Annotated in this window: 17 protein-coding genes and 1 pseudogene; 6 read left to right on the top strand and 12 right to left on the bottom strand. The window is 52.8% G+C overall.

Going from position 1 to position 24,227, the window contains the following annotated elements; genetic code table 11:
* Positions 1–21: 21 nt before the first annotated feature.
* Positions 22–1,362: an adenylate/guanylate cyclase domain-containing protein gene (locus tag GOV45_RS20950; RefSeq protein ID WP_170481751.1), complete on the bottom strand. Its 1,341-nt coding sequence runs from the start codon at positions 1,360–1,362 to the stop codon at positions 22–24.
* A 180-nt stretch (positions 1,363–1,542) separates the two neighbouring features.
* Between GOV45_RS20950 and GOV45_RS23735 the strand changes: the two are divergent.
* Positions 1,543–1,713 (top strand): annotated as a pseudogene (locus GOV45_RS23735) (IS6 family transposase); the annotation flags it as partial.
* Between the two features lie 133 nt (positions 1,714–1,846).
* On the opposite strand, the gene GOV45_RS20945 reads toward GOV45_RS23735, so the two are convergent.
* A complete protein-coding gene (locus GOV45_RS20945) occupies positions 1,847–3,592 on the bottom strand; it encodes an adenylate/guanylate cyclase domain-containing protein (protein ID WP_170481749.1) in 1,746 nt (581 codons plus the stop codon).
* A 452-nt stretch (positions 3,593–4,044) separates the two neighbouring features.
* Between GOV45_RS20945 and GOV45_RS20940 the strand changes: the two genes are divergently transcribed.
* The 4 genes from GOV45_RS20940 to GOV45_RS20925 all read left to right on the top strand — a co-directional run bounded on the left by GOV45_RS20940 (position 4,045) and on the right by GOV45_RS20925 (position 7,490).
* On the top strand, positions 4,045–4,773 hold the full coding sequence (locus GOV45_RS20940; RefSeq protein ID WP_170481746.1) for an SDR family NAD(P)-dependent oxidoreductase: 729 nt from the start codon (positions 4,045–4,047) through the stop codon (positions 4,771–4,773).
* Positions 4,770–5,504 (top strand): SDR family NAD(P)-dependent oxidoreductase, encoded by a 735-nt coding sequence (locus GOV45_RS20935; RefSeq protein ID WP_170481742.1) that lies wholly within the window; start codon positions 4,770–4,772, stop codon positions 5,502–5,504. Before GOV45_RS20940 ends, GOV45_RS20935 begins: the two co-directional genes overlap by 4 nt.
* 238 nt (positions 5,505–5,742) lie before the next feature.
* The gene (locus GOV45_RS20930; protein ID WP_217362467.1) at positions 5,743–6,369 is read left to right on the top strand and encodes a hypothetical protein; all 627 of its coding nucleotides are present in this window, start codon (positions 5,743–5,745) and stop codon (positions 6,367–6,369) included.
* Between the two features lie 320 nt (positions 6,370–6,689).
* Complete coding sequence (locus tag GOV45_RS20925; protein ID WP_170481739.1) at positions 6,690–7,490, top strand: inositol monophosphatase family protein; 801 nt, start codon at positions 6,690–6,692, stop codon at positions 7,488–7,490.
* On the opposite strand, the gene GOV45_RS20920 is transcribed toward GOV45_RS20925, so the two are convergent.
* The 4 genes from GOV45_RS20920 to GOV45_RS20905 are packed head-to-tail and all read right to left on the bottom strand — an operon-like array spanning position 7,487 to position 12,368.
* Complete coding sequence (locus GOV45_RS20920; RefSeq protein ID WP_170481736.1) at positions 7,487–8,053, bottom strand: histidine phosphatase family protein; 567 nt, start codon at positions 8,051–8,053, stop codon at positions 7,487–7,489. The genes GOV45_RS20925 and GOV45_RS20920 overlap by 4 nt on opposite strands.
* Before the next feature lie 2 nt (positions 8,054–8,055).
* Positions 8,056–9,129, bottom strand: a complete 1,074-nt coding sequence (locus tag GOV45_RS20915; protein ID WP_170481733.1) for an ABC transporter ATP-binding protein — start codon at positions 9,127–9,129, stop codon at positions 8,056–8,058.
* Positions 9,126–11,342: an ABC transporter permease gene (locus GOV45_RS20910; protein ID WP_170481732.1), complete on the bottom strand. Its 2,217-nt coding sequence runs from the start codon at positions 11,340–11,342 to the stop codon at positions 9,126–9,128. The genes GOV45_RS20915 and GOV45_RS20910 overlap by 4 nt, the downstream gene beginning before the upstream one ends.
* Positions 11,343–12,368, bottom strand: coding sequence for an ABC transporter substrate-binding protein (locus GOV45_RS20905; protein WP_170481729.1), 1,026 nt, complete (start codon positions 12,366–12,368; stop codon positions 11,343–11,345).
* 301 nt (positions 12,369–12,669) lie between these two features.
* Here GOV45_RS20905 and GOV45_RS20900 point away from each other — a divergent pair, with 301 nt between their 5' ends.
* The gene (locus tag GOV45_RS20900) at positions 12,670–13,731 is read left to right on the top strand and encodes a hydroxyacid dehydrogenase (RefSeq protein WP_174823733.1); all 1,062 of its coding nucleotides are present in this window, start codon (positions 12,670–12,672) and stop codon (positions 13,729–13,731) included.
* 810 nt (positions 13,732–14,541) lie between these two features.
* Here GOV45_RS20900 and GOV45_RS20895 read toward each other — a convergent pair.
* From GOV45_RS20895 to GOV45_RS20870, 6 genes are all read right to left on the bottom strand, one after another.
* The gene (locus GOV45_RS20895; RefSeq protein WP_170481726.1) at positions 14,542–16,368 is read right to left on the bottom strand and encodes an adenylate/guanylate cyclase domain-containing protein; all 1,827 of its coding nucleotides are present in this window, start codon (positions 16,366–16,368) and stop codon (positions 14,542–14,544) included.
* 522 nt (positions 16,369–16,890) lie between these two features.
* Positions 16,891–18,255 carry an aminotransferase gene (locus tag GOV45_RS20890; RefSeq protein ID WP_170481724.1) on the bottom strand — a complete coding sequence of 455 codons (1,365 nt, stop codon included), beginning with the start codon at positions 18,253–18,255 and terminating at the stop codon, positions 16,891–16,893.
* Positions 18,248–19,810, bottom strand: coding sequence for a trimethylamine methyltransferase family protein (locus tag GOV45_RS20885; RefSeq protein ID WP_170481722.1), 1,563 nt, complete (start codon positions 19,808–19,810; stop codon positions 18,248–18,250). Before GOV45_RS20885 ends, GOV45_RS20890 begins: the two co-directional genes overlap by 8 nt.
* Complete coding sequence (locus GOV45_RS20880; protein ID WP_170481720.1) at positions 19,803–21,035, bottom strand: aromatic ring-hydroxylating oxygenase subunit alpha; 1,233 nt, start codon at positions 21,033–21,035, stop codon at positions 19,803–19,805. The genes GOV45_RS20885 and GOV45_RS20880 overlap by 8 nt, the downstream gene beginning before the upstream one ends.
* On the bottom strand, positions 21,032–23,095 hold the full coding sequence (locus tag GOV45_RS20875; RefSeq protein WP_170481848.1) for an FAD-dependent oxidoreductase: 2,064 nt from the start codon (positions 23,093–23,095) through the stop codon (positions 21,032–21,034). Before GOV45_RS20875 ends, GOV45_RS20880 begins: the two co-directional genes overlap by 4 nt.
* A 60-nt stretch (positions 23,096–23,155) precedes the next feature.
* Positions 23,156–24,217, bottom strand: a complete 1,062-nt coding sequence (locus tag GOV45_RS20870) for an ABC transporter substrate-binding protein (RefSeq protein ID WP_170481717.1) — start codon at positions 24,215–24,217, stop codon at positions 23,156–23,158.
* Positions 24,218–24,227 lie beyond the last annotated feature (10 nt).

Genomic DNA, 24,227 nt, shown 5'->3' with positions numbered 1-24,227 from the left:
TAAAATACCCTAGGGGAACGCTTAAGGACACCCGAAGATTGCCAGTTTCTCCGCTCGCCCTCGAACTTCGTAATTGCCAAGGGGCTTCCAGGCCTCTTCGCGGTCTACGTCGAACCCCGATTTCTCTAAGACTACTTCAGATACAACGAGGCGGCAGCCAAATTCCTTTGTTGCCTGTTCAAGCCGCGCCGCTACGTTCACTGTGTCGCCAAGAACCGTAAACTCCAACCTGGATTCGTCTCCAACTGCTCCAGAGAAAACTTCGCCCGCATGTATGCCAATCCCCACTTTTACTTTCTTTAAGCTCATTCTGCCTCGTTTCGCATTCCAACTATCAATGGATTCGAGTATGGCGATACTGCATTTTAGCGCGTTATGAGCATCGTCGGCGGACGCGTCCGGGGCTCCAAAGACAGCCATTACAGAGTCACCAATGAACTTGTCGATTATCCCATTGTGCCCATGCACTTGAGCTGTCACGATTTTTCTGTACGTGGACAAAAACTCTCCAAGCGATCCGGGCGCCAGGCCTTCGGACATTGCTGTGAAGCCCCGCACATCGACAAATAGCACCGCCGCGGATTGCAACTTCCCTTTAAGCAATTCAGCTTGTTCAGCGGTCGACAACTGTTCGGCCAATTGAGCTGGCAGGAACTGCGCGAGCTTAGTCCGTCGGGTCGTTTCTTCAATCGCCCTGTTCAGAAGGGCTCTTGTGCGGACCGCCAGGAAGAACAGAATTCCACCAGTAAGTGCTACCATGAGCAGTCGCACAATGTTTAACGGCGTGTCGAAAAATCCCACTGTTCCCAACGCGTTGTCCATCTGGGGAGTAATGGGATCCGCGGCCAGGAAGTACAGGCTTATGAGCGCCATTACGACAAATATGAGTGCAAAGACCTGAAGCTTCGGATTATTCCTTAGCGCAACGAGCGCCAATATGGCGAAGGCTAAAAGTACCGGTGGCACGATGATAATCTGGCTCCACGGTAGATCTATAATCTTCACCGTTGCCACCAGCAGGCTCCACCAAAACACAATATCCATGGTGGTAAACAACCACGTCATCCAGGTACGGAACGAGTTTGAACGAACGACGTATAATGTGACGCAGCCGATGGCAAAGTAACCGGCTGAAACAAACACAAAATAGGGTGCCAGGTTCAATGCCGGATTGTCTTGTTCGAGCGTTGGAACGACGACAATGAAAAAGAAGAACGAAATTGATAAACCGACCGCACATCTGACATATCCAATTGACCGCTCAGCGCCGAGTTCCGCCTCTAAAAGTAGATTTTTCGCATGTGTGTTCATCCCCGCCACAATATCATGGCAAAGTGGAAGACCGTATAACTTCTCGGTCATTCTTGTTGATGATGCAATCTGCGACCGGACTATCGAGTTACCAGGATGTGACTTCGTTCGCGAATACGGAGAAGAAAGTTCTAGCAATTGCGGTTATAATCAGAAGAGAAATGGCCTATCGGCGGAGTGTTTGTGAAGATCATCGGCAAGCGCCACTATCTGTGACGCGCCGTTGATTGCGAAAGGGCGATGCAGCGGTTGAGGCGTATGAGAAGTTTGCAGAAATTCGCCGCAGTTCACTCTTCTGTCTACAGCCACTTCAATGAGGAGGGATTTCTTACTAACAGAGACACCTTCAAGCTGATACGTTTCGCCGCTCTTTCGGAGTACCGCGATCTTGGCGTTTCATAAAGGACAGCTTAACTGTCCCAGATGAGACTGGGTAGAATTCGTCTGACAGAACCGAAAAACGTATCGAGCCCAAATAGGACGTTCATCCGTTTCCTCTCCTATCAGGCCAAGTCGGTGTCCGCGACGCTGCGCATCACCTTTCCAAGCTTGCATTTTTTAGCCCTTGGTGCAGCAACTTGTTACTATCAGGAGACACATACGGCGCCCAATGCTCACGCGAACGAATAAATCCCGGGCTGGCTTCTTCGCACTTTTTCAAAGCCCTGCTGGCCTCTTCGTTTTCCCCTGCCAGACCATATGCAATTGCAAGAATGAATAAGGCAGGAGCAAAATCAGGGTTGCGACGCAGCGCTTGCTTGGCTCTGTCTATAGCACGAGAGTAGTCTCCTTGGTTCACGTAAGCACGCGCTAGGAAAGACAGCTGAGAGGGCAACTGTGCATCAGCAGGGTTAAGTTTCTGTGCCCGCTCCATATAGCCAATCCCGTCGGGATCGCCAGACAAATCCGATTTGTTTCCCAGTGCGTGAAGACCATACGCGTCATTAGGATTCAGTTCGACCGATATGCGAGCTTCCGCTAGAGCATCGTCAGGACGGTTTAACCATTGATAGGCAGTACTCAGTTCATGGTGAGCAGTGGCTGAAGCCTCATCATACGCAACGGCTTTCTGAGCTGAGTCCATTGCTTTTGTTGCAGTTGCAAACCGATCTTCCGTGGCACCGATCAGCACATCCTGACTGTAAGACCTGGCTAAGCCGCTGTAGGCATCTGAGTAGTCTGGTTGAAGCTCGATAGCGCGGGAGAAATGATCCCTTGCAATGGAATTTCCTTCCGCGGTGCGTTGCCGAACTGCGGAAATCCCGCGGAGGTAGTAATCCCAAGCTGTCAGATTTTCGGTCTGGCGATTTGCAGAGCGCTCTAATTCTGCTTTCGTCAGTTCCGGTGCTATAAGAGCTGAAATGCGTTGAACGAGATCATCCTGAACTTCAAAAATGTCGCTTAAGTCCCCATCGTATTTGTTCGCCCAGATTTGATGACCATCAGTGCCGTCCACCAGTTGCGCAGAGATGCGCACCCGGTTACCGCTTTTTCTTACGCTTCCCTCCAGAATATAGCGAGCACCAAGCTCTGACGCGACTTGCCTGATGTCCATGTTCTTGCCCTTGAAGGAGAAACTCGAGTTTCTCGCGATCACCTGAAATGATCGCCACTGCGTCAGTGCCGTGATAATGTCTTCTGTCAGCCCATCCGAAAAGTACTCTTGTTCGGGGTCAGCGCTCATATTGTCGAAGGGAAGTACGGCAATCGCCGAGCGATACGTTCCTGGGTCGGTTAAGTAGGTGCGTTTTTCCACACCGTCGAGCTTGCCGTTGATATCCACAACGTAGACTTCCACAGGTTTGGCGATATTCTTGAGTTTTCTTGTCCCTTCCGAAACCAGTGCTACGTCTATTTTTCCAGAAACAAAATCAAATACTGTCTTGCTTATAAGTACACCACCCGGCTCTGCGAGAGACTCAAGTCGCGCGGCAACGTTAACGCCGTCGCCGAGAAGGTTCTGGCCGTCGACAACAACATCACCAGTGTTGATTCCTATCCGAAACACCAGTTGGCCCGTCCGGTCGAGTCCGTGGTCTCGCTCGGAGCATTCCCGTTGAATCTCGACAGCACATCGAACGGCATCAACCGGGCTACTAAATTCAGCCAGAACACTGTCCCCAGCACTTCCGAATACCCTACCGTGGTGGCTAGCAATACTCGCTTCGACGGAAACTCGGCTCTGACGTAGACGCTCCAGAGTGCCTTCCTCGTCATCTTCTACTAGTCGGGAGTACCCAACGATATCTGCGACAAAAACTGTTGTAAGGCGACGCTCCAATGACAAGTTCCTTGTTCAACGGCTCCTGCAATACTGATAAGATCGGTCGACCACGCAAATGCCCTTTTTCCCCAGTTAGGTAATCACAATCTGTTCCAACTTGACACATCAGAAATCAAAAAAGACGTCGACCAAACAAGTATTCGTCGTCCGGATTATCCGCACAGCAGTCGTTCATTTGGACCAACCGCCCAGCAGCGCAGCGAGTGGCGGCTTTGTCCGCAAAGTAGACGCTCATGCCGAGCGCAGCGAACGGCTGCTTCGAGCCCAAAATACTAGATGCTGCGAAAGCTTCAAACGTCTACTTACGCATCAAATGCCGAAACCGTTCGATTGCTTATCCAGTCCAGCAAATCGCAGCGCGTCGTAGGATGTATGGCTTTGTGTCGCTGGTCTGCATGCAAGGCCACCTGCTTGTTTTAAAGTGTCCGTGATTGTGAAAGGACGCGAACATGGATGATCTGGCACAAAAGACTGCGTTAATCACCGGCGCAGGCGGAGGTATTGGCAAGGCAATTGTTGGTGCTTTTCGCGCGTTGGGTGTGACGGTCGCCGGTGCAGACTTGCGCGACTGCGACGCCGACCACGTTCTCGTCGGCGACCTGACAGATCCTTCGTTTTGCGACAACCTTCCGCAGACGGCAGCCGATCGCATGGGCAAGCTGGATATACTGGTCAATAACGCGGGAATAATCACAAGGGGCAAAATCACGGATGCCACGGATCAAGATTTCGCACTCTCGATGGCTATCAATGTTGAAGCTCCATTTCGTCTATGTCGTGCGGCCATTCCGATCATGGCGAACGCCGGAGGCGGAGCAATTGTCAATACAGCTTCCTGTTGGGGAGTGCATCCGGGCCCTAACCATCCGGTTTATGTGATGTCAAAGGCGGCAGTTGCGTCTTTGACTCAGTGTCTCGGCATGGATCACGCGCACCAGAACATTCGTGTGAATGCAGTCTGCCCAAATGAAGTGAACACGCCGATGATCCGAAGTGGCTTTGAGACTCGGGGTCTTGATCCGGACAAAGCCATAAATGAACTAAACGCCTCAGTCCCACTGGGTCGGATTGCCGAACCGGAAGACATTGCTGACGTCGTGACCTTCCTTGCCTCCGATCAGGCTCGGTACATTTGCGGGGCACTGATCGAAGTAAACGGCGGAAAGCCGGTGCAATGACCAATTGGTCCGAAAAGGTTGCTCTTGTCACAGGAGGTCGCAGCGGCATCGGTGCGGCGATCTCGGCCAAGCTTGCATCCCTTGGTGTGACGGTTGTAACGGCACAACGCGGTGAAGACCGTGTTCATCCATATGTATCCGCAAACTTCCTGAATCCTTCCGAGCCTGAGCGCGTCATTCATGACGTGATCAAGATGGCTGGTGGTTTGGATATTCTAGTGAACAACGCGGGGATAATGCGCGAAGGAACGGTACTGGAAACCTCAGATGTTGACTGGGCGGAAACGTTGCACGTGAACCTCACCGTTCCATTCATGCTCATCAAACACGCGCTTCCGCATTTGACCAAACGACGCGGTTCAATCGTGAACATCGGTTCAATTGAGGGTTTGGGATCAAACCCCCGCCATCCCGCTTATTGTGCTTCAAAAGGCGGCATCCATGCGCTGACGCGCGCCGTAGCGGTTGATCACGGCGGCGATGGCGTAAGGTGCAACGCAATTGCTCCAGGCTGGATCGATACCGACCTAAACACTGCTTTCATCGAAAGTCTTGGGGATCCCGAGAGCTTCAAAGCTTCCCTCGGCGACATTCATCCGGTTGGTCGGACAGGAACGCCGGGTGAAATCGCCGGACTTGCCGCTTGGCTCGCCTCAGACGAAGCCAGCTTTGTGACCGGGCAAGTCTGGACAGTCGATGGTGGCAGAACTAGCAAGTTGAGCCTCCCCTAACAACCGGCTACACCGCGGACAAAGCCGACATTCGCCAAATCGCATCGAACGACCGCTTCGACCGCAAGGCAGACGTCCACGGAATTTTGCCGAATGACCGCAACGAGCCCATTTTGAATATTGCCATCACCTCGTAAAAGAGCACTTGAACCGCACAAGGCAGACATCGAGGTGAAGCGTGCTATGTAATGTATAATGCAGTAAGTCTTAGAGCATTCTCACGCGGGAAGGGACTGCCGTGAAGCCGTATGAAAAGTCTCGCCGTAATCTTTTAGGTGGCATAGCAGGCCTTTTTGGCGCCAGTACATTAAGTACAAAGGCCGCTGCGGCTGTGCTGACACCAGGCGCCGCAGAAGGACCGTATTATCCAACACCGGCCATGCGAACGCCAGACATAGACAATGACCTCGTCAGGATCAGGGGACGTGTTGAAGAAGCCGGTGGCGAAGTCTTCACGCTACGTGGGGCACTCACTGGCGCCGAAGGACAACCCTTAACCAGACATCGCATTGAAATTTGGCAATGCGACCTTGACGGCAACTATATGCACCCGCGAGACCGCCGTCGCGTCAATTTTGACCGGGCTTTCCAAGGCTTTGGTCATGACGTAACTGATAATGACGGTAATTACGTTTTCCGAACGATCAAGCCGACAATCTACCCCGGACGCACACCCCACATACATGTAAAGGTGTTTGATGGCCGTCGAGAGTTGTTGACGACACAGTTTTACATCAAAGGCCATCCAAACAACGCCAGCGATGCGTTGTTTAGCCGTATGTCTAAGGTTGAGGCCAACGCAGTGTCCATGGAATTTGTACAGGGTGCGACTGGATTTGAAGCAACCGTCAATGTTGTCGTCTAGTGGGTTGGTATTAGTACGCAACGTTTGGTTTTGAAGGTCAGCTTTTGGCTGCGACCCCTTATTGCTGCAGAAAAATCGAACGGTGGTAAAGTCCGCGCAGCAGACATTCACTGAATTCTGCCGAACGTCTGCACCGAGCCCAAAGCTGAAATTCATAGCATTAGAAACGATCACTCGCTGCGCACCTAAGATCCGCCCTTGCCTAGAGTGAAACAGCTGTTCAGCATTCTTAGAACAAGTTTCCATTCGCTACAGTGGCACAATCGAGCCCGATCATTTATTGTTTGCGAAAAAGGCAGTGCTCAGAAACGGTTTCGACGATGAATGACATCCAAGAACGGCGAAAATTCGCTATTGCTGTCGCCGCGGAAGCAGGTGCCCTCGCGTTATCCTACTTCACCAATCGTGACAATTTGGTTGTCGATCAGAAGGGCGCTCAGGACTGGGTCAGCGAAGCGGATCGTAATGTCGAGACGTTCATTAGGCAAAAGATCAGCGAAGCTTACCCCGAAGATGGGGTCTTTGGAGAAGAGCACGAGGCAAAGAGAGGCTTAAGTGGTTTTGATTGGGTGATCGACCCGATTGACGGAACAACAAACTTCATCCACGGCATACCCGCCTGGACGATTGTGTTGGCAGTTGTTTCGGATGGTAGTACACAGGTTGGCGTTATCCACGAACCAAATGTCGACGAAACCTATGTCGCTACCAAGGCCGCAGGCGCGACTTTAAACGGGCAGCCGATGCGTGTTGCATCAGATGTCGAGTTGGCATGCGGAACCATTGCTGTCGGCTATTCTAATCGGGTTGAAGCAACCAATGTCGTTCCAGTCATTGCAGCGCTCGTCGAAAAAGGAGCGCTCTATCATCGCAATGCCAGTGGCGCACTGTCATTGGCTTACGTTGCTGCTGGACGGTTGTTGGGCTATGTCGAAGAGCACATGAACGCTTGGGATTGTCTTGCCGGCCAGTTGATGGTTGCAGAAGCAGGTGGGTTGGTCGAGGATCAAGACGCAAAAAAAATGATCCGGGTGGGCGGTCGTGTTATTGCTGGACCACCCAAGGTTTTTGAGACGCTGATAGCCATTTGCGATGAGGTTTGGGGTATTGACGTAAACTAGGTGATTGAGCGCCAACTGAAGTCAGGGCGGAGGTTTTCTAGATCAGCGCTCCAATAGTGACCCTGACCGGGTTGATCAAATCGACGATCGATATTCTCGCCTGAGAGGTGGCACCAAAGAAGCGTTCCGACTGCACCATGCGTCACTAAGCCGAGGTCTTTGAAATCGTGAACCTTAACGATTGACGTCACTGCTTCAACTATTCTTTTCTGCGCTGCGTTTGCAGTTTCCCAACCCCGAAAGCTTGACCCCGGTGCAGCAAAGAACGCATCCGCAGCCGCTTCGAACTGACCGATTGGCAAAAATCCAGTCGCACTGCGATCGTTCTCGCCCAAGCGATGATCGGAATTCGGCTTTAGATTATGCATTCGCGCAAGAACTGAAGCCGTCTCAAGTGTTTTGCGCTCGCAGCTAGACCAGATCGCGCCAACCGACGACATCACGCTGGATCTTGCAAACGTCTTTGCGCGTTCAAGGCCGAGGTCGCTCAGCCCCCATTCGGTGATCGGCGAACCCGGCGTGACGACAACTTCTGGGTGAGAAATGACTATAAGCTTGCCCAAGATTATCCGCCCGGCAGCAAGACAGGTCCACGCTCAGCAAATGAAATTTTGATAGCAGTCCCCGTTTCAAGTGGGTCGTCCACATCGTCTTGCACCGCGAAGACCTGCCCGAAAGTTCCTTTTAATGTGTACTCCATCCGGACGCCCACATATGTGGCCTTGGCAACTTCTGCGGTGATGCCGGCGTCAGAGCCAATTACAATCCGGGAGGGGCGCACCGCCAAAGTAGCTGGTCCTTTGCTCAACCCGCGAGCTGGTAGTCTATGCCGATACCCTTCGATTTCAATTGTGGCCTGATCACGTTCAACTGATACGATGCTGCAATTGATCAGGTTCGCTTCACCGATAAAATCTGCCACGAACCGATCTATTGGGGCATCGTAAAGCTGCCGCGGCGTGCCAATTTGAGCGATGGAGGCGTTGCGCATAACGACAATTTCGTCTGAGACGGCAAGGGCCTCCTCTTGGTCGTGGGTCACGTAGACGACCGTCAGGCCAAGGTCTTGTTGAATTGCTCGGATGTCTTCACGCACTTGCCGGCGGAGCTTCGAGTCAAGATTCGACAATGGTTCATCAAAAAGCAGGACTTGCGGTTCCAGCACCAAGGCCCGGGCTACCGCGACGCGTTGTTGTTGCCCGCCAGAAAGCTCGCTGGGCAATCGACCCTCGAATCCCTTCAAACCAACGAGATCCAACCCATACAACGCACGCGACCGAGCCTCACCTTTGTCATATCCGGAGAATGTCAGCCCGTACATGACGTTCTCTATTACGCTCATGTGGGGAAAAAGGGCATAGGACTGAAATACCATCGATACGTCGCGATCAGTAGCAGGCAGCCTTGTCACATCGCGGTCGCCTATCAGGATGCGACCGGAACTGGCCATCTCCAGCCCCGCGATCATTCGGAGAGTCGTAGTCTTGCCGCACCCCGATGGGCCCAGCAGCGTGACCAGTTTTCCTGCTTCAACATTTAGGTCGATGTTATCAACTGCGACCACATCTTTCCCGAATACCTTCGAAACACCCTCGAACACCACCGGTGCAGCCTTGCTTGCAATCTTTGGATCAGTCATGTCGTTTTCTCTGCCCCGAGTTGTGTGCGCCGTCCAATCTGAACGCGGCCGACGAGAATCTGCAAAAACCCGACAGCCGCTAGCATGACAAAGATCAATGTGGTCGAGTAAGCGATAGCAAGTCCGTAGTCGTTGTTTTCGACCCGCCCAATAATATAGCTGGTCGCCATATCGTACTCGGCAGACACTAGGAAAATTACTGCCGAAATGGCCGTCATGGCGCGTACAAAGCTGTAGACGAGCGCGGCTAAGATTGCTGGCCTAAGTAGCGGGAGGATTACCCGTCGGAAAGTCTGCCAGGAGTTGGCTCCGAGCGTTAACGAGGACTCGTCCAAAGACTTGTCGAGCTGTGACATGGATGCGATGCCCGCCCGCACGCCAACCGGCATGTTGCGGAATATGAAGCTAACCACAAGGATTACGCCTGTCCCAGTGATTTCTATCGGCGGTACGTTGAATGCCAAGATATAGCTGACGCCGATGACCGTGCCAGGAATAGCGAAGGACAGCATAGTTCCGAATTCGAAAGCATTCTTGCCTGCAAAGCTTTGCCTTGTAAGCAGGTAAGCAGTCACCAACCCGACCGCGGCCGTCAATGGTGCCGCGATTGCAGCAATGGTGATGGTTGTCCAGAAGCTGTCCCAAGCAGCCCCCGTCCAGCGAATGCCCTCTGCTTCAAATCGAACAGAGAAGGCCGTCACATAATGCTTAAGTGTCAGCGAGTTGTTGACACCCCAAAGTTCAACAAGACTACCGTAGATGATCATCCCATAGACTATTGCTGTGAACAGCGCCCATGTCAGTGCGATAGCTAACACCGGAATGGCCAGACCGTTCGGCATCAACGGATGGACACCTGCGTCTCCTTTGCCGGACACGGTTGTGTAGCTCTTCTTTCCTAACCAAGCCCGCTGGGCATAAAAGGCGGACAGTGTGAAGAACAAAAGAACCATGGCCAGCACTGCAGCTCGACCTTGATCGTACTGAGCGCCAACGATGGCGAAGAAAATTTCGGTCGACAAAACGTCGAAATTGCCACCCAGAACCAGTGGGTTTCCGAAATCCGCCATGGATTCGATAAAGCCGAGAAGAAAGGCATTTGCTAAACCCGGGCGCATCAATGGCAAGGAGACCGTTTTGAAGGTCTGCCACCGGTTCGCACGCAATGTTTGTGCAGCCTCCTCCATCGAGGGGGATACACCTTCGACAACGCCAATCAGGACAAGGAAAGCAATTGGTGTGAAGGCAAGGGTCTGCGCAATCAGCACTCCCGGCATCCCGTAGAGCCAACGAGTGGGCTGAATACCGAAGAGCTCGGCAAAGAAAACAGTGACTGACCCGGAAAGACCAAACAATAGGATTAATGCCAGCCCAATCACGAATGGCGGCGTGATGATCGGTAAGACCGTAAGCGCTCGCATTCCCCTTTTGAAGCGGAACCCCGACCTTGTGACGACCAATGCAAAACACAAACCGAGCGAAGTCGTTATTATCCCAACCAGAATGGCAAGAAAGAGTGAATTCCAAGCGGCCCCGCATTTTGCGCCGGCAAAACAGCCCAGCCCCCAGAGTCGATTATCAAAGAACTTCGACGCGAATACCGATACGGAATAAGTCCCGTCCTCTGTTATGAATGCCGAAAACAGCATGTTGGCAATCGGGTAAAACACAAATGCAGTTACAATTGTAATCACGCCTCCGATTGCACTAACGACGAAAACATCACCGTTGATCGCGCCGCGTGCCGCGATTCCTTGGGTAAGCAGGAACAGAAACGCCGACGCGCAAATCATGGCGCCGTATCCCATTCCAAATTGACGGATCTTCGGCTCTCCGAACAATGCGTTCAGCCATTCGAAGTTAAAGCCCCTGATGCCTATCGAGAAGCCTTGTGCAATGAGCCAGCCAAAACCCAAGGCACCTGCTAAGACCAGAATACGTGCGTATCGAGGATCAGACTTTGGCCTGTTCAGTACAAGTAGCGGAAGTACTAATGGGATTAGCAATGGCGCAAGCCACAGCTTCTCGGCTTGTCCTATCAGAAAGAGGGCTGGAGCATAGTCTTCATCAAACGGATAGCCATCCACCAACCACGCGAATGACCAAAGCCCATCTTCTACCATGTACCATGGCAGAAGGCAGAAGCCGACCCACCCAGCGATGATCCAGAAGATTAGCACTGGGTGGGCTGTTATTGTCTTTTCTTCAGTCACTTACTGAGGCAGAACCGAAACCTCTTCGTCCCACTTCTGTAGCAGCCGCTTGCGTTCGTCTGACGAGCCGTATTTCTTGAAGTCATAGTCGATCAGTTTGATCTGGCTCATGTCAGGCGCACTTTCGGATGTCTCGGCACCTTTGTTGGATGGCACCTGGAACGCGTTGACCTGCAGTGCCAAATTCTGAGCGTCAGTGCTAAGCGCCCAGTCATAGAATTTCTTGGCTTCTTCTTCGTTGCGCGCACCGTCGATGATCGACATGGAACCGATCTCGTATCCCGTGCCCTCACACGGCGCAACGACCTTTACCGGGAAACCCGAGACGGCTTGCTTAACTGCGTCGTGCATGAAGACAATGCCGATGGTGTTTTCACCGCGTCCCGCTGCCTTTATCGGAGCAGAACCAGACTTTGTATATTGGTTAATATTGGAGTGCAGGCCTTTCATGAATTCAAAGCCTTCGTCCTCACCGAATATCTGTACCATCGAAGCCAATGTCGTGTATGCGGTACCCGAAGAATTCGGGTTCGCCATCTGCACATGACCTTTATATTCAGGCTTCAGTAGGTCTTTCCAACACGCGGGTTCGGGCAGGTTGTTAGCAGCGAGCAAGTCGGAATTGTAACCGTAACCCAACGCGCCGGAGTATATTCCGATCGTCTTGTTGCCTGCACTTTCGGCCTGTGAAATTGCCCAGTCATGAAGTTGATCGCGCATCGGCGACATATACTCCATTGTCAGGCCCTCTTCAGCGGCTTGAAGATGCGGGTCTCCCGTTCCTCCCCACCAGACGTCACCTTTTGGATTTGAGCTTTCAGCACGAATTTGGGCAAATGTCTCACCAGAAGATTTACGCGTCATGTTTACGTCGATCCCCGTTCCGTCTTCGAAGCTTCGCGCCATCAGTTGGCACCAATCTTCCTGGGCCGAGCAATACAGTGTAAGCTTGTCCGCTTGAGCGGCGCTGAGTGATGCTGAGAGTGCAACTAGTGACCCAGCCAATGTCATTGTTGTTCTTTTCAAGACTTTTCCTCCCTTAGTATCGGATCGGTATTTAGCCCAACCCATTTATCGCCAATGGAGGTTTGCATTTCCGGGCATTCTTATCGGACACAGACTTGGCCCTGATCCCCCGTGGCGGGGTCAATCACACCATTGATCTCTCTTTCCTGCAAGAAAATTACAAATCTCTTAGATTTGCAGTGCTCCGAAAATTTGGAGACCAACCGCTCCTTTGCTTACTCACATGGCTCAAAACTGTCTTGGAGGGTACTAGTCTTGAAAGTCAGGTTATTCTCTACGGAATCGTTTATAGAGGGTGGTGATGAATACCGATTTACGTTGGGGCGTTTTAGTGACGAAACAATCTAAACCGTTAGTGATTTGCGCTCCCGAACCGCGCAGCCTTGATCTGATATTCACGCCTGAGAAGTTGTCAGAACTACGCGCACGCTATGAGTTGCACGAAACTGAAGCAGACGCCGTCGTTGGGCTTGGCGAAGCCTTACTTGCAAATACCCGATACGTACTGGGTCAGCCGCCGATACCTTCCGAAGCTCTTGCAAAGATGAGTTCGCTGAAGGCGGTTTTTAACGTAGAATCGAACCTTTTGGATAACATGCCTTACGAAGAGATATTCAACCGGGGCATCTATGTGCTCACAACCGGCTCGGTCTTTGCCGTACCAGTGGCGGAGATTGGGCTCGGTTTCGCACTCGATCTCGCAAGGCAGATTAGCCAAGCTGATGCCGATTTCCGATCGGGAAGGGAACTCTGGGGCGGAGATGGCAATTCCTCCGCTCGGCTTTTAACGGAGGCTGACATAGGATTGATCGGTTTTGGGGACATCGGCCGAGCACTCCACCGCTTGCTCGTGGGTTTCCGGTGCAACGTCAGAGTCTACGACCCATGGCTACCAAATTCAGTTCTTGAAGATCACCAAGTTATCCCAGCCGACCTCATTGAGGTTTTAACCGAGTCTGACTTTGTTTTTGTGCTTGCTGCAGCTACAACCGAGAACCGCGGATTGATTGGGGAAGAAGAATTTGCAGCAATGCGACCGTCGGCAGCCTTTATTCTTTTAAGCCGAGCAGACGTGGTCGATTTTGAAGCCATGCTAGACGCGATAGAGCGGAACCACATAATTGCAGCCTCCGATGTTTGGCCCGACGAGCCTCTGCCATTTGATCATAGAGGGCGCTCGTTACATGGTCTTATCAAGTCGGCGCACCGCGCCGGCGCCATAGACACTTCATTCAAAAAGATGGGTGATATGGTTCTCGAGGACATGGCCTTGATTGACCAAGGTCTGCCACCTATTCGTTGCAAACGCGCGGAAAGAGAAACTGCGGGTCGCATGCGTTCTAAGCCGGTGGCAAGGAATTAAATTCAGGGCGGTATCCGAAAAATTAGGTGCGGGGCAGATGGCTTTTGTAGCCAAGGTGAGCTTAGTCCGCATTGCGGTCGCTCGCGATTTGTCGGCCAACGACCGCACCGAACCCAAACTGCTCATTTGTGTTGATCGCGGCATTTGACACAATGGGCGGAAAGTGGAAGTTCGCGGCGGGCGCGAACAGATGTTGCCGGGACCACAAAAGCTGACTTCACGTATCTGAAGAGGCGGATAATGACGACGTTTCCGCAAATGTACGAGGCGGTGCTGCAAGGCGTTGGCGTAGCTGTATTTCTTTAGGACAACAGCTTGATCAAAAACGCGGTGGCCAAGATCCCGATCCAAGAACTCGACCGGCAACACGAGACATATCTGATTGCAACCAAAGATCGTGTGCGTTTGAAGCCAGTTCGGGAATTGATCAATTGCGTAGACTAGGATGTTCCCACCGCTTTTAGAACGTGTATTGGCATCGGTTTCCTTTGGCCAAGTGACTCGTGCAAAGTACTTAGCGGATCGATGTGTTCCGACAAAAAAGCGCGCTGCCGTCGTCGAAAAAGCCTCCAGGAGGACCAGAGCTGCCTAAGTTATAGCTAGCAGATTTTTCAGCATTGTTGTGAGCCTCGGAGAACGAACTGAGCGGAGGCCGTTAATGTCCGCTATCCGGGCTGCGAAAGCAGAAATTAAACAGTCGCCTCAGTGACCACTTCGGGCGGCGAGCGATACGGGAAATAATTGATTAAAGGAAGGTGTAGGCACTGCTCCCTCAGGTTAAGTTTGCCTGAAGGTGCGTAAGTTGCATCGTCAATTGACACCTGACGGAGGTAGGTTTTCAGAAGAGGTCAATCTGAAAAACTCCACCGGTTTGTCAAACCCGGACAAACGGGCTTCGTCCGATCTGGTGGAGAATTGAGCGAGGCCTACAACTATGTCGGTTTTTGCTAAGTCTTTCGAGAGGACGATCTCGCCGCCTTCGGCCTGTGACAGCAGCCGCGCGGCCAGATTTATGGCGCTGCCGAAGAAATCCAGTCCCTTATCCGACCGCATCGCGACACAGGTGCCTTCGTGAATTCCAATCTTCAGCTTGAGATCGGGCTGATCGTAGTTCGCGTTGAACGCGGCGAAGTCTCGTTGAATTTCGAGGGCGGCGTTGACAGCTGCGTCCCCATCCGAAAACGCTGCCATGACCGCATCTCCAATGGTTTTGACCACAATGCCGCCGTGTTTGCGCACTCGCTGAGTCATGAAATCGAAATGTGAAACAACCAGCGCATAAGCTGAAGCGTCGCCAATGGCTTCGTAAAGCGCGGTGGATTCTTCCAGATCCGAGAACAGGATCGCGACTTGGCCGATGCCTGCCGTTTGTCTGGCTTTCAGCAATTGATCTGGGCAATAGTCCTGAAACGCTGGCACGGTAGCCAGGCGACCAATTGTCAGGCGGTTCTGGCTAAACTTGGCATTTTCCACCACGATGGTGCGCGCTTCCGCGCCCTCGTTTTGTACGAACATCTTAACGCCGGACCGTGTCGGGTCGCTTTGAACCACATCCCCATGCAATGTTACGCCGACCCAAGATCGACCATCATACTCGACAATAATCTCTCCTCCGGCTTCTACCGTCCGGATACGATACTGGCCTTTTGGGAGGCCCAACTGCTTTTCAACTGAAACACCCGGCTCTATGGTCTCTTGCCATTTGATATGCGGGACATTGGCCGGTGCCATCATGCAGAAACTGCCACGTGGCAAGATACGAAGCCAAGCTGACGGGCTGAATACCAACTCAACGTTGTTCACGAAATCACGGTCAAAATTCACGTTGCAGGAGGAACAATGCGCGGCATCAGGGATATCGGCCAGATTTCCTGTATCTGCTTTTCCGTCCCGACACCTTGGGCATATGATCACCCAACGCATACTCAGCACGCCCGCCTCATGGGCAGCGATGCAAGTTTCGATCATGTGTTGTTCGGGAACGCCCCAGGCAGCTGCCAGTTTCAACGGGCGAATGCGGCGTAAAGAGTGGGCATCAGCTTTCAATAGAAAATTGCTAAGTGCGCCTGTCAGCCCATGTCCAAATGGGCCTTGGTCGATTTTTTCCATGGCGTCTGCCAGACGTTGCTTGGCGCGCGGGGCAACGGTGTAAAACGCGTCACGAGGCACTGGCAGGTTCAGGTTCTCGTATTCCGCCATGGTTCGACGCATGGCTATGACCGGTTGCCTTGTCATCCAATGCAAAACACCCAGTCGAAAAAGGATGGTGCCCAAAACACTTCGCCATCTGGCGAAGAAAACGCCCCTAACAGTCGTCTTTCCATTCTGTTCCGAGAAATACACACGCACCGTAAGTTCATTGACGGGGCCACTTTCGAAGAGACGGGCTTGGCTGAAATACTCCTGAACGGCCCATTCCCCCATCTTCTCGCGCCATCTCAGCTTGAAGGGACCGATCTTTTTTATGGCAGCACGTTCGACTGAGCCGTCGACGTTCAAAACATCTTCGGTTTCGTAAGGGGAAAACCCGGCGCTGCTGATCGCGTGCATGCGTTGAGAGTCAGATAAGAGCGTCCATACGTCTTCGACGGGACGATCGAATGTCAGCTCGTGAACAATCTCAGCCGTCTTTTCCATACTCTCACCTGCCTGCAATAACTCCAACCCGACTTGTTAGCGATCTGTCCCTTGCGCAAAAGCCTGCGCTAAAGATTGCCCATCGCAATGTTCCGAAGCAAGGCGTATGCGTGCACGTTTTTGCAGATGCACAGACCGCCACCTCGTCTTTCAAAGCAAATGAACAGTTTCCCAACCAACGATAGTCTTCTCTTCTTGCGGATGCAGCGAATATCCGAAACCTTGGCTGCAAATGCAGAAATGAGAAAGCAAGTTGAATGTTGGCTTGGGGTCGTTTGCAAACAGTGGCCGAGAAACGTCGAACGGTGGCTTCGTCCGCATAGCGTTCGCTCGCGGCATTTCAACGAATTACCGCGCTGAGCCCACTTTGACCGATGCTGCGCGATGCCCCAATTACAGCGTTGCGCAGAAAGCGGAGTTTTCAAATTCTAGCTGGCAGCCCATTGCGGACATTGAACGTGGAATCCAAATTTTGCGGTGGCATCCCAACCTGCCTACACTCGCAACGGAGTTGCATGCTTTTCATTGGTCACCGAATCCGCCAAGCCACGTGCTTGTCGCTTCAAGCCCTTCGCGCAAGACAGAAAACATCTTTATAATTTCGTTTTCGCTAATGATAAGGGGCGGCGAAAGAACACACATGTTGATAACCGGTCGAACTAATAACCCCCGTTTTTGGCATTCTATATCGATCTGGCCACCAATCTCGTAGTCGTGTCCCAGCTCGCTCCGAGGATCACCGTCAACTGAGCATTGAACGCAACCCATTAAACCCATCCCACGCACGTCGGCAACGATGCCGATCTGACGCAACTGCTGCAGTTGATCCTGAAAAACCGGAGCGACCATTCGAACGTGTTCGAGAAGTTTTTCCCGTTCAATGATCTCAATGCTCTTCAAACCCGCAGCCGCGCTAACTGGGTGACCAGAATAGGTATAACCATTTGAGAAGGTGGCATCTTTTCCCGCAACGTCGGCGATCAATCGGTCAGAGATAATCGCGGCACCCATCGGCGCGTACCCAGATGTCATTCCTTTGGCACAAGTTATTATGTCTGGCTGAATGCCGAAAACTGCCTCAGACGAAAACCAATGGCCTAATCGCCCAAAACCTGTCACCACTTCGTCGGAGATATATAGAACATCATACTTCTTGCAGATTTTTAGGCAGCCTTCGTGATATTCATTTGGCGGCACGATAACGCCGCCAGATGCCAGAACCGGTTCGGCGATAAAAGCGGCAACATTTTCTGGGCCAAGTGCCACAATAGCGTTTTCAAGATCAGAAATTTTCTCTGTCAGAAAGCTTTCTTCGCTTTGACCTGGCGCACGATAGAGCGGGTTTACGTCCGGCAGGAAATGCGCGAGGTCATCGGCCTTGTCGAGCCAAAGCCGGTCGCGCTCTTTTCCACTGACGCTGGCCGCCAAGTAGGTGCTTCCATGATAGGCCTTTTGCCTTGAAATGATTTTCTTTTTCTCAGGACGACCCATAAGGTTATTTCGAAAATGGACAAATCGGATAGCCGTATCCACCGCGGTCGAACCACCGGTGGTAAAAAAGACATTATTCAAATCGCCCGGCGCACGTTTGGCGATTTCGCGTGCGAACCGCACAGCAGTCGAGTTGGTGTTGTTGAAAGGTGAGAAATAGGCAAGGCTCCGAGCTTGATCAGCCATGGCCTCGGCCATCTCCTCTCGCCCATAGCCGATCTGGGTGCACCACATGCCTCCCGGTCCGTCAATCAAGCGTTCGCCTTTTTCATTCACTACATGGATGCCGCTGGCACTTTCGACAAAAGTGCGGTTGTTTTTGCCCAAAGCTTCCATCCCTTCCCACGGGTGCAGGAAGTGATCGTTGTCCCATTGTTTGGCGCTAGAGTTATCCATGATAGTTCATGCTTTCTGCACTCATTACAATGGGGAATTCTTCGCGCACCTGAGTGTCCAAAGCGCCGAAATAGTTAGGGAAATGACTGTTTAGAATAGAATTGGCTTTGTCACGGGCGCGGTCCAACAAATCTGTTTTGCCTTCGTTTTCCCATGTGTCTGTACGCTCCCGATCCATAAGTCGCGGGTAGACGAACTCGCTGTTCATATAGTTTAGCGTGTGGGGGTTACCGAGGAAATGACCAGGGTCGATGGCGCACTGGTGGATCACATCCACAGCCATGGTTTCATCCGTGACCTCTATCCCGCGCAACGATCGCAGTATCATTCCGCCCGCTTCGTCATCGATGACCATACTTTCAAAACTACATCCCATGAGGCTGCCGATCATACCGCCAAACTCGCAAAGGCGATTGGCACCGGCATGAGCAGCAAGCGTGAAGGTCAGCGCCTTTTCTAAGCCGTATTGCGCGTCGGGTATTTTGGCATCGGTCATGCCTGCGCCAACGGATGTGGGAAGGCCATAGAAATTACCCATTTGAATGGCAGCCGCGCCAATCAGAGCCTGTTCACCGCCGCCACCGGTGAATGAACCGCTGCGCAAATCTGTGATGAAGGGCCAGGCGGCAAAGCAGACCGGACAGCCTGGTTTGATGAGATTTACGATGGCAACGCAGGCCAGCGTTTCGGCCACGGTTTGTACAAGTGTACCCGCAAGCGTACCAGGGGCTGTGGCCCCGGCTTGAGGAGGCACAGCCAGATCGACAGTCAGGCCAAGTTTGGCGGTATCAATCAGGATCTCCATATTTTCCTTACCGATCCGCAGGGGCGAAACCATTGGACAGCCGCCAAAAATGACGCTTGGCTTTTTCATGAAAGCCCCTTCACCACCCTGGGCCAAGTCAAACATGCGGATGGCATGCGGGATATGACTGCGGTCGCGAAAGGTCAGACAGGCAGGCTTTTGGCTGCCTGCGAGCATTGCATATATGGTGTTCATATCGTGGGCGAAATCATCGATCACATCGGTGGCCAAAACCGTATCGCCCAGCATATGTATGTTGTCCAAGCGGTCCACTAGACGGGTGAAATCATAAACATCGCGCAGGACCGAAGGGCGATAAGATTTGGTCTGGGAATCGAAGGTGGTGACGGCGGTTCCGGAGTTGGCGAAGTAAACGCTCTCTGCCGAGCAATGCATGTCGTCTTTGCCTTCACGCTCTCCGCGGGCATAGACATAAAACTCCTTGGCAGCACCATCCAGGATGTCTTCCATCAAGGCTCGGGGGAAGCACAGCCGATTGAGGTCATTCATCACCGCGCCCTTGGGCAGCACCAGATCAAGCAATTCCGGAAAATGGTCGTTAACGCCGGTGTTTTCCAGAACGGTCAAGGCCGCTTGGTGGATGTTCTCCATATCTGCTTGGGTCAGCGGTTTGTAGCGCCCGCCACTTAGGCCCCCACGTACGGCCTCATTGCCCGTGGTCGCCTGTTGAACCTTTATGCGCGCGGCGCGCCCGCCTCCACCGCGACGGCGTGATTTCGCCTCAGCCATTGCCCGCCATCCTTTGTTCTGGTTCCGGGCTGATCATGGTGAAATAGAAATCGTAAAAGTCCTGGATCGACGTTTCCATTTCGCCCAAGGGACCCGGTTGGAAGTATTGAGAATTTACGCCGGACTGGTTGTAGCGAATGATGCGTTCGTCATCCAAAGATGTGACATGCCAAAGCCAGGTCAGGTTTTCTTTGTTGTAGTCTTGCCCTTCTTCGGCGTCAGCGCGAACCAGCCAGACCACCTGAATGTCGGTTTCCTGTAAGCCTCGTGGAATGAAGCGGTAGCCGACCATGTGATCCGAATAAATAAGGAACCAATTCAAAGGACCAATGTCAAAGTCAGTTGCGCCACCGTCGAAGCCTTTCAACGTTCCAAGCAATGGCGCAAGCGCCTCGCCCGATTTGCTGCCGGTTTTGTAGCCTGGATAAAGCGGATATCGCCGATAGTACCCGCTGGTGAACGGGGTGAGTGCAGCGTCGCTGACAAGCGCCAATTCATCAGGTGACAGCCCAACTTCCACAGCCCTCGCCTTTAGCGGTTCGATCAAGCCAACCATGTCTTGCGGCGATTTCAGGCTATGGGAACGAGAATACTCTTTGTGGGCTGGCCCGCAGTGGTAGCATTCCAGATAGTTCTCCACCGCTAGTTTCCAATTCGCCGGAACGGGAAATGACGCTGTATGCGCTACTTTCAGATCTTCAAAGCCATAGGGCTCGACAAGTGGCGAAAGTTGGCTGAGGACAGGATCAAGCGATGGTGTATTTGCATCGGCACAGACAAAGATCAAGCCTTTGAAGACACTCACCTGAACGGGAAAGAGCCCGAATTTGGACGGGTCAAAATGTTCCCCCATGTTATGGCTTGCGCGAAGTTTTCCCGATAGCTCATATGTCCAAGCGTGATAGGGGCAAACAAGAACACGGGAGTTGCCAGATTGTTCAGTGCAGACGCGAGATCCACGATGGCGGCAGACATTCAGGTGGGCGCGAACATCACCATCGCGGTCGCGAACAATGATGATGCTCTCGGGGCCATAGTCGAACAGGAAGTAGTCGCCGGAGTTTGGGATTTGGCTGACATGCCCTGCCCAAAGCCAGTTGCGGTTCCAGACGCGGGCGATGTCATAGTCATAGATGTCTTGCGAGGTATAGAAACCGCGCGGCAGGGCGTGGCCGTACTGGTGCGAGGCTATTAACGCATCCAACTCAAACGGTCGGCTGTTCATCTCGTTTCCTCCAAATCGATTATCTCGCGGCGAAACCAATCCTGGTCTGCTTCTGCCTTGGGGCGTTCAAAATTGCGGGCCGCGCGGTGGCCCGCGAAGACTGCGTCCACAATCAGTCCCGGAGACGCGGCATCGCCAATAAGTTCGAGGGTTTTCAACCCGAGCCAGCGCAAGCTGTCATAAAGCGTCGTCTCACGCTGGCGTTCGGTGACCAGAATTGTCGAGGCACACGGCACATCCGTTTCGCGACCTGTAAAGGTACACCGGATGCGCGCAATGTCACCTTCAGCAGCGGCCAATACCTGATTGCAGCGAATGTCGATGCCAAGCTCGATCAGACGGGCCTGAATACGAGGCTGCTCCAAAGTATTTACGGCGTAAGCTGAGACCAAACTCTCCGGGGTGACAAAGACCACTTGGTATCCTGCAGTCGCCAGTTTTTCGGCGATCACTCCTGCCAGATAGATGTGGTCATCATCATAGATCATCACCGGCCCATCCGGAGGCAGAAGGCCGTTCAAGATGTCATCAGGCGTCAGTACATTGGCGCTTTGCTCGATCTGAGGCATATGGCGTTGCGTGCTACGGCCCATGCCGTCGGTGCGCCAATGGCTGCCGGTGGCCACAAAGACGTGTTCGACGCCAAGCTCTGCCACCTGATCACCATCAAGCCTGCTGTCGGTGAATAATTGGACGTTTCCGCGCTGTTTCAGATCGTTCAGGCGATAATCGACGACGCGGGACCAAGCTGCGAGGCCGGGAAGTTTGGCTTCTTTTCCAACCCTGCCGCCCAATTCAGCTGCCGCTTCGGCCAAAGTCACCTGGTATCCACGCCTTGCCAATTGCATCGCGCATTCAAGACCGGCAGGGCCACCGCCAATAACTAAAGTATCCGCGTTGCTCTTCTTTGGTGCGATAATCTCGGGGTGCCAACCGCGCCGCCATTCCTCGCCCATTGTGGGATTTTGAGTGCAGCGGATCGGAATGCCCAGATTGTCCGAGGACACGCAGATATTACAGCCGATACATTCACGGATTTCGTCAATGCGACCCTCTTCGATCTTTTTCGGAATGAACGGGTCCGCAATGGAAGGTCGCGCAGCCCCGATAAGGTCGACAATTCCCTGTTTGACCATCGACAGCATCATGTCGGGGGACGTCAAACGACCGACACCAACCACCGGTTTCCGTGTGAACTGTTTGACGTGGGACAAAAACGCATTCTGATACCCGTCTTCAGGCTGAAAACGCGTTGTGGCACTGTCATTGGACCAGTCGGCCACATTAACATCCCATAGGTCAGGAAGGTTGGCCAACAGCTCGACAACGGCGCGGCCTTCTTCTGTGGCCTGCATGCCCCCGGTACCCATCATCTCATCAATGGCAAAGCGAAATGCCACGGCGCAGCTGTCGCCTACGGTTTCGTGGGTATCTTCCAGCAGTTCACGTGTCAGCCGCACACGATTTTCGAGCGACCCACCATATTCATCGCTACGCTGGTTCATATGCGGCAGCATGAAATGTTGCGCCAAAGTCATGTTGTGTCCGGCGTAGACGTAAATGATGTCAAATCCGGCGTCTTTCGCGCGCAAGGCAGCCTCGCGGTGCCAACGGCGGAATTCCCGAATATCGGCCTTATCCATAGCCTGCGCCTGCTTGGGATGCGACGTGTCGACGGACATCTCGGAAGGTGCAAGAACTGGAGCGCGGGTCAACAGGTTTTGCGCATGATTGCCATTGTGAACCAGCTGGATTGCCGCCAGTGACCCATGTGCATGTACCGCATCCGTCATCAGCCGCAACGCGGGCACATCGCGCCCGTCCCATAACCGCCCTTCAGCAAAAGGAGACAGGTCAGAGGTCGGGTGAATCTCGGTCTCCTGATTGGAAACTACCGCCCAACCGCCTTCTGCTTTCATCCCACGGACGGCAGCATCTGCCCGTGGCCGGAGGTGTCCCAGCCCAGTGCAATGAGGCACTTGATAGAAGCGGTTCCTGGCTGTGACTGGCCCGATCTGAACCGGTTCCAAGAGCATAGAATATGGGTTCGCGTCCAACATGTTCACGCGTTTTCCTGTATTTGGGATCCGGAGCCCAACGACCCCGGAAATGTGGTTGTATTAGAAGCCGGCTTTGATCCGTTCGAACTCCGCCAGCATTTTTGCCTCAAGCTCGGGGTTGACCGCATCAAAGAACAAGCTGCCTTCGAAAAAGCTTTTTGGATCGGAGAAACCATAGGCTTCGATGTTGGCCTGATCGGCAACTTCGAACGCTTTTGCGTTGGAATGTGGGTACCCCCAGTTGTCGATGATGTACTGACCGCTGGCCGGGTCAGTAAGCGCGTTCAACAGATCATATACCTGATCGACCGGTGTCGTGGATGATTTCAGATGCACATAGCCGCACGCCCAGGTCGCGATACCTTTGTCGACGTCTCGCATCATAGCTGCGGGCACCTCGTTCCAGATCAGGTTCAGTTCTGATTGGTTCCAGGCCCAACCCATTTCGATCTCACCGCTGGTCATGGCCTGGTCAAACTGACCTGCATCGGACCAGTAAAAGCGCATGTTCGGGTGTATCGAGCGCAGGAAATCAGATGCTTCTTTGAATTGCTCTTCGCTCAGATTGGTGTAGTCATCCGCGTTTCCAGTGGCCAGCGCAGCCAGGGCATATGCCGATGACGCGGCATCCGGGATGGCGATCTTACCTGCATAGGCCGGGTCCGCCAGCAATTGCAGCGAGATATCGTCAGCAGAGATTTTGTCGGTGCGATAGATAAGACCGGTATTTCCCCACTCGAACGGCAACATATAAAGCTGGCCGTCCAGAACGATGGCGTCGACTTCCTTGATTTCCGGCAGTACATCGGCCCAATTGGTCAGTTTGCTTTCGTCCAGCGGCTGAATCAGATCGGCTGCGACCCATTTCCGGACTGCATCGGAACAAGGATGCGCTAAATCAGCCGTGAAACCCGAACTCAGTTTCGTAAAGGCTTCTTCCTGACTTCCAAAATAAGAATAGCTTGGCGCCTCATTCCCGTATTTTTCCATGTAGCTGGCAAAAAAGCCCGGGTCTTCATATCCCGACCAATCAAACACCGTTAGATCAGCTCCACCGGCACTGGCGCTTCCTGTACTTATAGCCGTCGCACATGCGAAGGCCGCTATTCCTTGAAGTTTCATTTTATCCTCC

The sequence above is a fragment of the Ruegeria arenilitoris genome, assembly GCF_013035425.1.
In the GTDB taxonomy this organism is placed as follows: domain Bacteria; phylum Pseudomonadota; class Alphaproteobacteria; order Rhodobacterales; family Rhodobacteraceae; genus Ruegeria; species Ruegeria arenilitoris_A.
This window is presented reverse-complemented; position numbering and strand designations above follow the sequence as displayed.

Coding starts and splice junctions, on each gene's coding strand:
- GOV45_RS20895 (WP_170481726.1), bottom strand. CDS start 16,368: ATGGAAAAGACGGCTGAGATTGTTCACGAGCTGACATTCGATCGTCCC.
- GOV45_RS20925 (WP_170481739.1), top strand. CDS start 6,690: ATGAATGACATCCAAGAACGGCGAAAATTCGCTATTGCTGTCGCCGCG.
- GOV45_RS20900 (WP_174823733.1), top strand. CDS start 12,670: ATGAATACCGATTTACGTTGGGGCGTTTTAGTGACGAAACAATCTAAA.
- GOV45_RS20875 (WP_170481848.1), bottom strand. CDS start 23,095: ATGTTGGACGCGAACCCATATTCTATGCTCTTGGAACCGGTTCAGATC.
- GOV45_RS20940 (WP_170481746.1), top strand. CDS start 4,045: ATGGATGATCTGGCACAAAAGACTGCGTTAATCACCGGCGCAGGCGGA.
- GOV45_RS20915 (WP_170481733.1), bottom strand. CDS start 9,129: ATGACTGATCCAAAGATTGCAAGCAAGGCTGCACCGGTGGTGTTCGAG.
- GOV45_RS20935 (WP_170481742.1), top strand. CDS start 4,770: ATGACCAATTGGTCCGAAAAGGTTGCTCTTGTCACAGGAGGTCGCAGC.
- GOV45_RS20890 (WP_170481724.1), bottom strand. CDS start 18,255: ATGGATAACTCTAGCGCCAAACAATGGGACAACGATCACTTCCTGCAC.
- GOV45_RS20870 (WP_170481717.1), bottom strand. CDS start 24,217: ATGAAACTTCAAGGAATAGCGGCCTTCGCATGTGCGACGGCTATAAGT.
- GOV45_RS20880 (WP_170481720.1), bottom strand. CDS start 21,035: ATGAACAGCCGACCGTTTGAGTTGGATGCGTTAATAGCCTCGCACCAG.
- GOV45_RS20950 (WP_170481751.1), bottom strand. CDS start 1,362: ATGACCGAGAAGTTATACGGTCTTCCACTTTGCCATGATATTGTGGCG.
- GOV45_RS20885 (WP_170481722.1), bottom strand. CDS start 19,810: ATGGCTGAGGCGAAATCACGCCGTCGCGGTGGAGGCGGGCGCGCCGCG.